12 protein-coding genes are annotated in these 12,869 nt (G+C 64.8%); 6 read left to right on the plus strand and 6 right to left on the minus strand.

What is annotated here, in order from left to right:
- Nucleotides 1-14: 14 nt before the first annotated feature.
- The 6 genes from VGM20_02735 (at nucleotide 15) to mnmA (ending at nucleotide 6,931) form a co-directional block, all read left to right on the plus strand.
- Nucleotides 15-338: a hypothetical protein gene (locus tag VGM20_02735; GenBank protein ID HEY4099775.1), complete on the plus strand. Its 324-nt coding sequence runs from the start codon at nucleotides 15-17 to the stop codon at nucleotides 336-338.
- 138 nt (nucleotides 339-476) lie between these two features.
- On the plus strand, nucleotides 477-2,861 hold the full coding sequence (locus VGM20_02740; protein HEY4099776.1) for a TonB-dependent receptor: 2,385 nt from the start codon (nucleotides 477-479) through the stop codon (nucleotides 2,859-2,861).
- 27 nt (nucleotides 2,862-2,888) lie between these two features.
- Nucleotides 2,889-3,209 carry a metal-sensitive transcriptional regulator gene (locus tag VGM20_02745; GenBank protein ID HEY4099777.1) on the plus strand — a complete coding sequence of 107 codons (321 nt, stop codon included), beginning with the start codon at nucleotides 2,889-2,891 and terminating at the stop codon, nucleotides 3,207-3,209.
- A gap of 31 nt (nucleotides 3,210-3,240) precedes the next feature.
- Nucleotides 3,241-3,870, plus strand: a complete 630-nt coding sequence (locus tag VGM20_02750) for a cation transporter (GenBank protein HEY4099778.1) — start codon at nucleotides 3,241-3,243, stop codon at nucleotides 3,868-3,870.
- A gap of 834 nt (nucleotides 3,871-4,704) precedes the next feature.
- The gene (locus tag VGM20_02755; GenBank protein HEY4099779.1) at nucleotides 4,705-5,874 is read left to right on the plus strand and encodes a cysteine desulfurase family protein; all 1,170 of its coding nucleotides are present in this window, start codon (nucleotides 4,705-4,707) and stop codon (nucleotides 5,872-5,874) included.
- Nucleotides 5,867-6,931, plus strand: coding sequence for a tRNA 2-thiouridine(34) synthase MnmA (gene mnmA / locus VGM20_02760; GenBank protein ID HEY4099780.1), 1,065 nt, complete (start codon nucleotides 5,867-5,869; stop codon nucleotides 6,929-6,931). Before VGM20_02755 ends, mnmA begins: the two co-directional genes overlap by 8 nt.
- On the opposite strand, the gene VGM20_02765 is transcribed toward mnmA, so the two are convergent.
- The 6 genes from VGM20_02765 to VGM20_02790 all read right to left on the minus strand — a co-directional run bounded on the left by VGM20_02765 (nucleotide 6,924) and on the right by VGM20_02790 (nucleotide 12,868).
- On the minus strand, nucleotides 6,924-8,039 hold the full coding sequence (locus tag VGM20_02765) for a DnaJ C-terminal domain-containing protein (protein ID HEY4099781.1): 1,116 nt from the start codon (nucleotides 8,037-8,039) through the stop codon (nucleotides 6,924-6,926). The two genes, mnmA and VGM20_02765, sit on opposite strands and share 8 nt — an antisense overlap.
- On the minus strand, nucleotides 8,040-8,603 hold the full coding sequence (locus tag VGM20_02770) for a nucleotide exchange factor GrpE (GenBank protein ID HEY4099782.1): 564 nt from the start codon (nucleotides 8,601-8,603) through the stop codon (nucleotides 8,040-8,042).
- Between the two features lie 80 nt (nucleotides 8,604-8,683).
- Nucleotides 8,684-10,279: an alpha/beta hydrolase-fold protein gene (locus VGM20_02775; protein ID HEY4099783.1), complete on the minus strand. Its 1,596-nt coding sequence runs from the start codon at nucleotides 10,277-10,279 to the stop codon at nucleotides 8,684-8,686.
- A 13-nt stretch (nucleotides 10,280-10,292) separates the two neighbouring features.
- Nucleotides 10,293-11,546 (minus strand): competence/damage-inducible protein A, encoded by a 1,254-nt coding sequence (locus tag VGM20_02780; GenBank protein HEY4099784.1) that lies wholly within the window; start codon nucleotides 11,544-11,546, stop codon nucleotides 10,293-10,295.
- On the minus strand, nucleotides 11,547-12,197 hold the full coding sequence (locus VGM20_02785) for a CDP-alcohol phosphatidyltransferase family protein (protein HEY4099785.1): 651 nt from the start codon (nucleotides 12,195-12,197) through the stop codon (nucleotides 11,547-11,549).
- Nucleotides 12,194-12,868: a gliding-motility protein MglA gene (locus tag VGM20_02790; protein ID HEY4099786.1), complete on the minus strand. Its 675-nt coding sequence runs from the start codon at nucleotides 12,866-12,868 to the stop codon at nucleotides 12,194-12,196. The genes VGM20_02785 and VGM20_02790 overlap by 4 nt, the downstream gene beginning before the upstream one ends.
- Between the last annotated feature and the right edge of the window lies 1 nt (nucleotide 12,869).

Below are 12,869 nucleotides of genomic sequence, written 5' to 3' on the forward strand. Positions count from 1 at the left end.
TGGTACGCCGAACGGTGCATAGACTTCGCGCACTAGCCGCCATCCTGCTCTTCGCAGGAAGCGACGGCGCACCGCAGCTTGCTGATGCGCTTCTCTTCCATACCGGGCGACAGTACCACACCGAAATCGTCGGGGTCGACGACGGCCAGCACTGTCACGCCGAACGATGCGATCTCGGTGCCACCATCGCGTCGCCGCCACCGCTGGCGCCTCCCGATCTCGGCGATCGCTTCGAATTCGTCTCGTTCCGCGTCGCGTTCGTCTCACCGACGAATCCTCCGCGCCGCTGCCTCCACTCTGCTCCCGTCGGTTCCCGCGCTCCACCGCTCTTCTCCTGACATTCGCTCAGACATAGCTGCCGTCGCGCGCTGATTGCGCGCGCGGTGAATCGAGTCCTTCGGGCGTCAGCTGCGCCCGGGACTCAGCAATCGGCGCCACCCGCGCCGGAGGCTCACCTCTGTTCGACGGAGTCGGGAATGTCTTTCAAGCTGTTGCTGGCGGTGGCGTTGACCATCGCGCTACCATCGTCGGCCCTCGCCACGCCGCGCCCGCATGCGGGACCTATACTACGCAATGCGGATGTCGCCGGTCGTGTCACGGACAGCACCTATGGCAAACCGCTCGCGGGGACGGAAATCGTCATCACGCGAGCCGGCACGGTCGTGTCGCGGGTCACAACCGATGAATTCGGCGCCTGGCGCGTCCACGATCTCGCACCGGCGGATTACCAGGTCGAGGCTCGGCTGATCGGATTCCGGCCGGCAACGCGTCCTGTCACCGTCGGAACCGGGACCGCCGATATCACGGTTGACATCACCCTCGTCCCGGCCCCGGTGCAGCTCAACGAGATCGGCGTCACCACGTCGCCGCTGGCGCTCAATACCCGGACCGGCGATCAGGTCTTCAAGCAGAGCGACTACCAGGGGGCGCCTACGCAGACCACTTCGCAGATCCTGCAGCAGTCGATTGCCGGGGCTGCACGCGCCCCCACCGGCGAAGTGCACATCCGCGGCCAGCACGCCGAATACACCTACTACATCGATGGACTGCCGGTTCCGCCGGGGATCTCCGGGAGCCTCAACGAACTCTTCGATCCGTCGGTGGTCAACACCATCGATTTCCAGACCGGCGGTTGGGACGCCGAGTTCGGCAAGCGCAACGCGGCGATCGTGAACGTGCAGACCAAGGTCCCCTCGGGGCTGTTCCATCTCACGGCGACCGGGTATGCGGGAAACTATGCCAGCAATGGCGAAACGGTCACGATGAGCGCGAACTCGGGAAAGTTCGGTTTCTTCGTCGCCGGAACGCAGCAGGGAACCGACTTGCGCCGTGAGCCGGTCGTCGCCGACACGACCGCCTTGGGATCGATCACCGGCATCCGTAACTACGCCAATGACGGCAAGGATCTCTTCGGATTTGCCAAGATCCAGTACGTGGCGAACGATCACGACCTGTTGAATCTCGACGTAAACCTTTCGCGGTCGCGCTTCGCTACGCCATTTGACTCGTCTGCCGGGGGGATCGATGACCGGCAGCAGGACATCAATCATTTCGTCAATCTTTCCTGGCAGCACCGCGAGCTGGCAGGACAACACGCCGGATCCGAAGCCTTCGCCGGCGTGTATTACCGGTACGGCTCATTGAATTACGTCCCCGGCGTCGCGGACGACCCGACCTTCACCTTCGCTCCAGATACCACGCTCTACAACATCGCCGAAGCGCGGTCGTTCAATATCATCGGCTTCAAGGCAGACTACCTGCTGCAGGTCACGCCGAAGGTGAGCTTCAAGGCCGGGACCGACCTGTCGAAGACCAGCGGCACCGAGGCGTTCAGCACCTTCGACGCCGGCGGCAATTCCGGACCGGCATCGAATTCCGTTCTCAACGGCAATGACCAGGCAGCGTACATCCAGTCGGTGCTGCAACCGAGCGAGAAGATCGAGTTCCGGGTCGGCGTGCGCTACGACCGCCACTCGTATCCGCTGTCACCGACTGTCGACACCGCCGTCGACCAGGTGAGCCCGCGATTCCGCATCAACCTCTACCCCAGTTCGGCGACATCGTTCTGGTTCTACTACGGGCGGCAGTTCATGCCGACCAACACCGAGGACCTGCGGGCGATCACCACCGCCGCGACCGGCGGCGAAGCGTCGACGCCGACGTTGCCGGAGCGTGACGACTTCTTCGAGGTCGGCGCGATCCACCGGTTCAATCACGTCGTGGCGAAGCTTTCGGGGTACCGCAAGAACAGTTCGCCAGGGATCGATGACACCCAGATTCCGGGCTCGGCGATCACGACGGACGTCAACATCGCCGAGGTGCACGTTACCGGGATCGAAGCCGTGCTCGAAGTGCGGCCCAGCGGACCGCTGACCGGATTCCTGAATCTGTCCGTCAACCACGCCTACGGCGAAGGCGCCGTCACCGGCGCATTCCTCGCCGAGACGCCGCCGGCGCAGGCGTTCGATCTCGACCACGATCAGCGGTTCTCCAGTGTCGTGGGGCTCACCTGGTCGCAGGGGAAGCTGCTGGCGACCGCCACCGGGATCTACGGAAGCGGACTGACCAATGGCCTGACCCCCAACGCGCCCGAGCTGCCCGGATTCGATCCCACCCAACCGTCGACACCCGTCCTCGGCACGGGCCTGTTCGACTTCAACAAGCCGTTCAAGGTCGACCCGAACTTCATCGCCGATGCATCGGCTGGCATCACCTTTACCTCGGGGACGGTCACGTTCCGGCCGCAGATCTTCGTCGACAACGTCTTCAACTCGAAGTACTTGCTCAAGGGAGCGTTCTTCAGCGGTGCGTCGTTCGGGCGGCCGCGGACGTACTCGCTCCGGATGACGGTCGGGATATGACGGTGGCCCATGATGCGGGAGGACTCCGTGACAGCGTTTGAGAGTTCGCGCATGGGCGTTCCGGACCTCTCGGCAGGGTCGCGTTCGAGGGCGGCGGTAATCCGCCGCCTTCGGCGAATCGAGGGGCAGGCGCGCGGCCTGCAGAAAATGGTCGACGAGGGCCGCAACGGTGACGAAATCCTGGGCCAGATCGCGTCGGTTCGCGAGGCGCTCTACGGTGTCGCTGCGATCGTGCTCGAAGATTATCTCGCATCCAGCGCCGAGTCGGTCATGCGCGCCGGGAGCGAGGCCGAGGGAGAGGAACTGATCGCGAACGCCGTGCGGATCTTCAAGAAATGGGTGCCGTAGATCCTATGCCCTCCGACCGGGACGGATCCAGGTGAACTCGGTGCCCGCCGGTATCGCGATACCGATAGGCATTGACGACGCACGGCGCAATCAGGCCATCTATCTGCGTGCGTGGCTGCTGACGCTGGTGATCGTCGGTCTCGAGGTGGCGGGTTCCGCCACCTCGGGCTCGCTGGCGCTCCTGGCCGACGTGGGCCACGTCATCGCCGATACGATGCTCGCAGTCGTGCCGCTGTCCATTGCCTATGCCACGCGACGCGGACGAAGCTATCGGCTGCTGAACCGGCTTGCAGGAATGGCCGCCGCGTTGTTGCTCGCCTTCATCGGCTACCACATCATTGCGGAATCGCGCGCTGACTTGCTGGAGGGTCAACACCGCAATGTGAGGGGGTGGCTCCTCTTTCTGTTCGCCGCCTCGGCCGCCGGGGTCAACATGATGCAGCACCGGCTGCTGTCGCGTGTGAGCTCGCTGCATCGACATGCGGCGCACCGGGGACTCCATTTTCACGTGCTGACCGACTTGTTCAAGAACACCGCGTTGCCCGTGCTCGGTGCGCTCATTGCCTTCGGAGCCGTGCCGACCCGCGCTGACATCTATGTCGCGCTGGCCATTGGTGGACTCATTCTCGTTCGGGCATTCGTCCTGGTCATCGAAGTTTGAGTGGCAGAAGAAACTTCGCTGGCCGCCTCACGTCGGCGTCGGCAGAATTCGCGAACCGCCGGGATTCTCCCGCGAACCGCCGGGATCCTCCAGCGAACCGCCCTTCTCCGATATCGAACCGCCGGAATCGGGCAGCGCCTGGAGCTGTCGAAGCCAAGCGATGCCCTCCGACAATCATCCTTCGAGGTTTGCCATCCGCTGAACGCGGTTACTCAGCCGCGATGCGGCGTTCACCTGCCATGAAGCGCTGGATGCGGGCCGTCGTCGATGCTGATCAGTCGGCGAAACGCTGTTTGTCCCCCATCGTCCTCGCTGACGATTCCTTGATATGCCGTTTGCCAGTCGCGGAACGAACTATCTCCACCGCGAAATGCCCTGATTCTCTGTTGATGTGCCGTGATTCTCCGTTGATGTGCGGTGATTCTCTGTTGATATGCGGTGATTTCATGTTGGAATGCGCTGACGATCACTTGGAACGCTGTTTGACAGTCATGAAGCGCCGAAATCGCCAGCGGAACTCGGTGTTGCCGAGTTGAAGCGCCCTTTCGCAGAGTTGAAACGCTGTGTGACCGACTTGAAGCGCCGTGTCTCCGAGTTGGAACTCCGTGATAGTGAGTTGGAGGGCTGTGCTAGTGAGTTTGAGCGCCGGACCAGTGAGTTTGAACGCTGTGCTCGTCGGTTTGAACGTCCTGTTGGACGATTCGAGCGGTCCGTTCGCCGGTTGGAGAGCGTGTCCGCACGAACTTTCCCGCTATTCGCCACCGAATTCTCCTGGTAGGCGATTTTCACCAGGGTGCCCCCCGGCTGCCGGTCCCGTTGTTTACATTTATCCACATGGATCCGATCTACCTCGACCACTCCGCCACGACGCCGGTCCGGCCGGAAGTGCTGGACGCGATGCTTCCGTTCCTCAGCGCCTCCTGGGGGAATCCGTCCTCGGCGCACCGCTTCGGTCGCGCCGCCAAGGCCGGGCTCGAACAGGCGAAGCGCGAGGTAGCCACGGCGCTCGACGTCGAACCCAACCACGTCATCTTCACCTCGGGCGGGACCGAAGCCGACAACCTCGCCATCATCGGCGCGGCCCTCGCGGCACGGGCGCATGGCCGGGCGATGCACGTCGTCACCACCGCGATCGAACACAAGGCGGCGCTCGCTGCAGCCCATGCCGTCGTCGAGCTCGGTGGCCGCGAGACGATCCTCGGCGTCGACGAGAACGGCACCGTCCTCCTCGATGAGCTCGACGCAGCCCTCGCTGATCATCCCAACGTCGTGTCGGTGATGTGGGTCAACAACGAAGTTGGTGTGGTGCAGCCGATGGCGGAGATCGGCGCGCGATGTCGCGCCGCCGGCGTGCCACTCCACAGCGACGCGGTGCAGGCGTTCGGCAAGGTGCCGGTCAACCTCGACGCCGCCGGCTGTACCCTCCTCTCCATCAGCGCCCACAAGCTCGGCGCCCCGAAGGGAGTCGGTGCACTGATCGTTCGCGACCGGAAGATTGTCGAAGCGATCATTCACGGCGGCGGCCAGCAATACGGCATTCGGCCCGGGACCGAGAACGTCGCCGGCGCCGTGGCACTCGGCCGCGCCGCGCGTCTCGCCCGCGAAGAGCTCGACCGCGAGATGCCGCGGCTCCGCGCGCTGCGCGACGACCTCGAAGCGCGACTCGTCGCCGCCGTCCCCGATCTCGTGGTCAACTCGCGTGAGGCCACCCGCGCACCCCACATCCTGTCGGTCTCGATTCCGGGTGCCGAGTCCGAAGCACTCCTGATGCATTTCGATCTCGCGGGGATCGCATGCTCCGGCGGATCGGCGTGCTCCACCGGCGCCGTCGAACCATCGCATGTGTTGAATGCGATGGGCATCGAACGATCGGTCGCACTGGGAACGATCCGCTTTTCGCTCGGGCACGAGAGCACTGCCGCAGACGTTCAGCGGGTTGCCGACGCGTTCCCCGCCGTGGTCGATCGCGTGCGCCAGCTCGGAGTTGCTCTCGGCCGTGCGTGACCGGAAGAAGATTCTCGTCGCGATGAGCGGCGGCGTCGATTCATCACTTGCGGCGGCGCTCCTGGTCGACGCCGGTCACGACGTGATCGGCGCCACGATGAAGCTCTTCTGCTACGGCGACGACGTCCCCGACCGGCCGTGCTGCTCACTCGACTCGATCGCCGACGCCCGCGCCGTCGCGCATCGTCTCGGCGTGCCGCACTACGTCGTCAATCTCGAGGACCGCTTCTCCGATACGGTCATCGCCAACTTCGTCGACGAATATTCGCACGGGCGCACGCCGATTCCATGCGTCCGGTGCAACTCGTTCACCAAGTTCCGCGACCTCCTGGCCCACGCCGATTCGCTCGGATGTGACGCGATTGCGACCGGGCACTATGCGGTCGCCCGCGACGGCAAGCTCTTTCGCGGTCTCGATCGGAACAAGGATCAGAGCTACTTCCTGTGGGGGATCGATCCGCGCGTCGTGGCCCGGATGGTCACGCCCGTTGGCGAACTCACCAAGGCCGAAACACGCGAGCGCGCGCGCGCGCTGCAGCTCGAGACCGCCGACAAGCCCGAAAGCGTCGAGATCTGCTTCGTTCCCGACGACGACTACGTCGGCGTTCTCGAACGGCATCTCCCGGCCGATGCTCCGGCGCTCGCGCCCGGCGCATTCGTGACGACGTCAGGGAAGGTGATCGGCGAGCACAACGGATTCGCCCGGTACACTGTCGGTCAGCGGAAGGGACTTCCCGGCGGACGGTCGCTCCCGCTCTATGTGATCGGGATCGATCCGGCACGCCGCGAAGTGGTCGTCGGCGACGCGGAGGAACTCCTCGGCGACACCGCCACACTCGACGAGTGCAACTGGCTCGATCAGCCGCTCGTGGAAGGGGACCGCTGCCAGGTCCAGCTGCGATACCGGGCACGGGCAGTGGCAGCGACAGTGCGCACCATTACTGATCGGCGCTGCGTGCTCGATCTGGAGACGCCGGTGCGTGCGATTGCACCGGGACAGTCAGGAGCGATCTATTCGTTCGAGGAGCAGCTGCTTGGTGGAGGGGTGATCAGCTAGCGCTGGTCGTGCCGCCCATCTTTCCCGCGAATTCGTTGAGCGCCGCCTGCTGCTCGGGGGTGAGCTTTTCCGGCAGCTTGACCTGCACCGTCACGATCTGATCGCCACGCTGTCCCTGCTTCTCGAGCCCCTGCCCCTTGATGCGGAACTTGCGCCCCGGCTGCGTCCCCACCGGGATCTTGAGCTTGACCTTCGCGCCGGCGACAGTGCGTACCTGAATCGACGCACCCATCAATGCCTGGGTCAGCGTGATCGGAATCTCGCAGAGGATATCCAGCCCGCTGCGTGAGAAGAACCGGTCGGGCTCGACCTGAAAGGTGATGATCACGTCGCTCGCCGGTCCCCCCGCGCGGGTGCGAGGTCCCTGCCCTTTCACCCGGACTCTCGTCCCGGCATCGGTCGCCGGTGGTACAGCGACGAGAATCTGCCGCTCGGTATGCTGCTCGCCGCTTCCGTTGCAGGTGTGACACCGCTTCGACGGAACCTTGCCGCGCCCGCGGCAGACCGGGCACGGGCGATTGACGGCAAACCCTCCCTGCCCGAACGAAATCGAGCCGGATCCCTTGCACTCGGGACAGGTCGACATCGTGGCGCCAGGTTCGGCACCGGTTCCACCGCAGGTCGCGCAGACGTCGTTCATCTCGAGCGTCAGCGGGACCTTGCCGCCGTTTGCCGCTGTCCGGAACGGCACCGACACGGTGACCTCGACGTGCTCCGGCGCCATCGGCTCGCTGTCGGGCCGACGTCCACTACGTCCGAAGATCGACGAGAAGATGTCGCCGAGCCCGAACGAGCCGACGTCGCCGAAGTCGAATTGTTCTTCCGTCTGCGGACGCGGGCCACCGCGCGGTCCGGCCGGTCCGCGCGGATTGGCGAATCCACCGAACGCGCCGAGCCGCCGCATCTGGTCGTACTTGGTGCGCTTCTCGGGGTCGGAGAGGACGCTGTTCGCTTCGGAGATCTGCTTGAACTTCTCCGCCGACTGCGGGTTGTTCGGGTTGGCGTCGGGGTGGAACTGCTTGGCAAGCTTCCGGTACGCCTTCTTGATATCCGTGGCGCTCGCCGAGTCGGGAACGCCGAGGACTGCGTAGAAGTCCTGCGACGCCACTCAGGCGACTCCGTGGGCGGAGTAGACCTGCACTCGCGCCGGCCTGATCACTCCACCCTTGAATCGATAGCCGGCCTGAAAGGTCGCCTTGACGGTGTGATCCTGCTCCGGCGTTTCGGGAGCGATGGCAGCGACCGCCTCGTGCAGCGTCGGATCGAAGACGTGACCGGCGGGATCGATCCTCTCGAGACCCGCTGTTTCGAGCTCCTTGCGCAACTTGCGCTGGACCACGTCGAACGCGCTCCGGAACGACTCGTAGGAGGTCGCCGCCGGGTCGCTCGTGCCGAGGCGATCGATGTCGTCGAGGACGTCGAGGAGGCGCGCGACGAGCGACGTCGCTCCACGGTCGAACGCCTCAGACTTCTCCTTCGCCGTCCGCTTGCGGTAGTTGTCGTACTCCGCGGCCAGCCGGAGGAGACGATCCTCGGCCTGCGCCACGGCCTGGGCTGCTTCGGCCGCGGTGGCGCTGTCGGCGGCGTCCCAGTCGTCGGGAAGCGGGCGCGGATCGGCCGGAAGTGAGTCCGGCTTCTCCGTGGGGTCTCTCGGCGGCTGGTCTTCGCGCATCTACCGGGGCTCCAAAAACTGGTTCGCGGAAAGGAATGCAACCGACGGGCCGGAAAGCAATGCCAGAGTGGCAGACATGGTCAGTACCTCCAGCTCTTGAGGTCCGCGCCGCCGGGCGCGTTGTGCTCGACCTGGCGCACCATCTTCGGGAGGAGGTCGGTGAGCGGCGGCCCCCAGCAGTGCGGCGCCATCGGCTGGAAGACGATCTCGCCATTCCACGACGGCGACTTCGTGGTCACCAGAAAGTCGTGCAGGAAATGGACGCCATCATTGAGGAAGTACGAATCGGCATCCCCGACGTACACATTGATCTTGTCGGCGACCCTGGGACCGAGCGTCGCCCAGTTCGATGCGAGGATGCTGCGGAGGTCGTAGTGCGCCTTCCAGTAGGCGGCGACATCGTGATGAATCACCCCGGTCGTCTTGTCCCAGATCCGCTGGGGATAGCCGTCGGCGCCCACCGGCGAATAGGTCGCTTCCCAGATGTCCCACTGGCCGCCCGATCGTGAGTGATCGCCCACGGTGAGTTCGTACCAGTTCTCGTCCTTCATCATCGTCGTGATGTTGCCGTCGGGGCGGCGAACGTCGGGACGCTCGACCTTCATCCAGCCGTGATCGACCCAGTACGCGTTGGAATCCTGGTACACATTCACGATCTGGAAGGCGCGGAAGTCGACGCCGTCGGGGCAGAGCGACCACGTGCCGCCGTAGAGGTCGGGATACATCACCTGTTTTGCAAGCGAGATCCATCCGCCAGTTGACCCGCCAGTCAGCAACCGCGCCCACGGCTGGCCCAGCGCGCGGAACTGCTTCTCCACCATCGGCAGGAGTTCCTGCGTGAGTGCGTCGCCGTACGGTCCGTTGTTGGCTGAGTTCACTCCGTACGAATCGTCGTAGTATGGCGACGGATGCTGGATGGTGACGAGGAGGATCCGCGGTGCAGTGTCGCTGTCCCAGTATTTCGTGAACGCCGCGTTTCGTCCGTATCCGCCTGGCGCGCCGAGGGAGAAATGGCCCTCGTCATAGACGATCGGGTAGTGCGCATCGGGGTGGGCGTCGAATCCCTTGGGCAGGAGGACCGTTGCGCCGAGATAGATCGGCTGGCCCCACCAGTTGCTGAGAATCGTGCTCTTGAACTTGAGGTGCTTGACCGACGCATCGTCGGCGGGTGGCGTGATCGGCGGAATGACCTGATCGGCGACGAGGCGGATTGGGACTGATGACGCTGGATTCCAATGAATCCGGACCGGTTTCCCTGCGATGTTTCCGGGCGAGCGCTTCCAGTCCTGTCCCTCCCATTGGTCCATGTGCAGCCAGACGACATGCCCGTCGGCGCGCGGGAAGCGGGTGTAAACGTTGATGAACGGTTCGACCCAGTAATCGCCGGCGGGGAGATCGCGCAGCGATTGCACCGGATGGCCGAAGGTCTTCGCGTCGATGATCGCCGGCTTCCCTGGAGCGAGCGCATCGATGTTCACGCCGAAGAGCGGGACACCGGTCTCGCCGGTCTGGTCAATCGGTGAGCGGCGCGACGAATCGCGGGTGACGGCAACATAGGCGCGACCGGTGATCGGGCCGGCGTGCGCCCCGGCCGGAAAGGAGATCTCGAAGCGGGGACCGGGAGTCGCGCGGTGCACCGGCTGCTGCATCGCGATCGCCATCAGCATGATCATCATCGTGTTCCCTTTGTCAGGTAGTACCGCGCCACGACCGCCAGATTCCGAGAAGGGCACCCTGCACCGCGCGCGCTCGGACTTCGTCGCGCGTCCCGCCGAACACCGAACGATGCGTGGTGACCGTCCCGTGCCGCGAAAGACCGAACCAGACCAGCCCGACCGGCTTCTCTTCGCTTCCGCCACTCGGACCGGCGATCCCCGTGATCGACACCGCAACGGTCGCGTTGAATCGTTCGGCGGCGCCGCGCGCCATCGCCGCGGCGACTTCGGATGACACCGCTCCATGTTGCGCGATCAACTCGCGGTCGACGCCGACGATCGTGGTCTTGATGTCATCTGCATAGGAAATCGCGCCACCGAGAAATACGTCGGACGCGCCCGGGACAGCGGTCACCCGCCCGCCGAGTAACCCGCCGGTACACGACTCGGCGACGGCGAGTGTATCGCCGTTGGTGCGGAGTTGATCGAGAACGATCGCTGCGAGGTCGACATGGTCGGTGCCGTAGATCCAGTCGTCGCAGTGCGCGCGAATTGTCGCGGCAGCGGCGGCAAGCTTTTCGTCGGCCTCGGTCGCACCGACGTGCCACGCCGTGATCCGCAGATCGACGCCGTTGGTGCTCGGCAGGTATGCCAGCGACAGCGGGGCGATCGCGTCTTCGGCGTCGCCGATCCGCTCGGCAAGCGTCGATTCGGGAATGCCGCAGGTACGCAGCGTGGTCGAACGCACCACGGTGCCGGTCTGCCGGGCGGCGAGGCGCGGGATCACCTCGTGCTCCATCAGCATCCGCATCTCGAGCGGGACACCGGGAAGCATGATCACCAGTCCGCGCGGCGTGTCGAGCCAGAGCCCGGGCGCCGTACCCCAGTGGTTGGGAAGCCAGGTGCCGCCGTGAGGGACCATCGCCTGCGAACGATTCGACTCCACCGGCGTTCGCCCGAAGCGCCGATAGCGCGCCAGCACCATTTCCCAGACATCGTCGCGGAATTCGAGCGGAAGGCCGAGGAGGTCGGCGACGATCTGCTTCGACATGTCGTCGCGGGTGGGACCGAGACCGCCGGTGGTGATGACGGCACCGGTGCGGGTCAGACCCTCATCGACTGCGGCGCGGATTTCGGCGGGGAGGTCGGCGATGGTCAGGTGGCGGGAGATGGCGACGCCGGCTTCGGCGAGTCGCTGGCCGATGAACGCAGCGTTGGTGGCGACGGTAAACCCGAGGAGGAGCTCGGTGCCGATGGTGACGAGTTCGATCCGCTCGCCAGCGGCCACTCAGATCCCCAGCGTGAAGAGGCGGCGGTACTCGACGAGATAGTCGACGAACGAATAGATCGTGAGCGTGAGCGCGATCCCCAGCGTGGCGGCCACAAACCCGCCGTGGAACTGGTGCCAGTACGCCGCGAAGCGTGAGTGTTCCCAGCCGAGGGGGTGGACGGCGTCGCGAAAGGCAAACCAGGTGAGCGTCCCGCCGATGAAGACGTTCTGCAGCACCGCCTTGGTCTTGCCGGCGTGACCCGCCGGAATCACCACGCCGCGCGCCTGCGCCCACGCGCGGAAGACGGTCATCGCCAGTTCACGCCCGATCAGCAGCAGGCAGACCCAGAGCGGAATGCTCCCCCAGACCGGGATGTCGTACAGCGCCTGGCGGTCGCGCGAGATCCACCAGATCGGCCCCAGCGTGGCAAAGAGGAGGAGCTTGTCGGCGATCGGATCGAGAATCTTGCCGAGATCAGTGACCTGATTGGTCCGCCTGGCGAGACGGCCGTCGATGACATCGGTGACGGCGGCCGCGACGAAGACGACGAAACACGCCAGCTTCGGCCAGTACCCGTTGATGAACGGCAGCGAGGCGATGACCGGCGTGATGGCAATGCGGGCGACGGTCAGGATGTTGGGAAGGGTCCACCACGCCGGACGCTTCATCCGAGCGACTTGAGTACCAGCTTGCTGACGGCCTTGAGCGTATCGAACACCCCTTCGCCGCGGACGGCGACCGCTTCGAACGTGGGCACGCGCTCGATCCACACTCCGTCGACTTCCTTCACCAGATACTCACCGGGCCGGAAGGGATCAGGCGTCACCTTCTGGCGGTCGCCGTCTTCCACCGGCCACCCCGGGTTGAGCGAGGCGTCGAGCGTCGCGATCGGCGCGGCGTTGGGAAGGTCGCGCTTGTTGTACTGGATCACGAACGGGAGCCTGGTGAGATCGTAACCGTGCTGCGTCATGTTGTCGTAGAGGTTCTGCATCGCCTCGAGGTTGGCCTCAGTACGATCGATCTGCGAATCGGCGACGAACACCACGCCGTCAACCCCCTTGAGGATCAGCTTGCGCGACGCGTTGTAGTACACCTGGCCGGGCACCGTGTAGAGGTGGAATCGGGTGCGGAATCCCCGGATCGTGCCGAGGTCGACCGGCAGGAAATCGAAGAAGAGCGTCCGTTCGGTTTCGGTGGCGAGGGAGATCAGCTTCCCCTTCGACGACGGCGCGACCTTCTCGTAGACGTACTCGAGATTGGTGGTCTTGCCACCAAGGCCGGGGCCGTAGTAGACGATCTTGCAGTTGATTTCCCGCGACGCATAGTTGACCAGGGACATG

The sequence above is a fragment of the Gemmatimonadales bacterium genome, assembly GCA_036500345.1.
GTDB lineage: Bacteria > Gemmatimonadota > Gemmatimonadetes > Gemmatimonadales > GWC2-71-9 > Palsa-1233.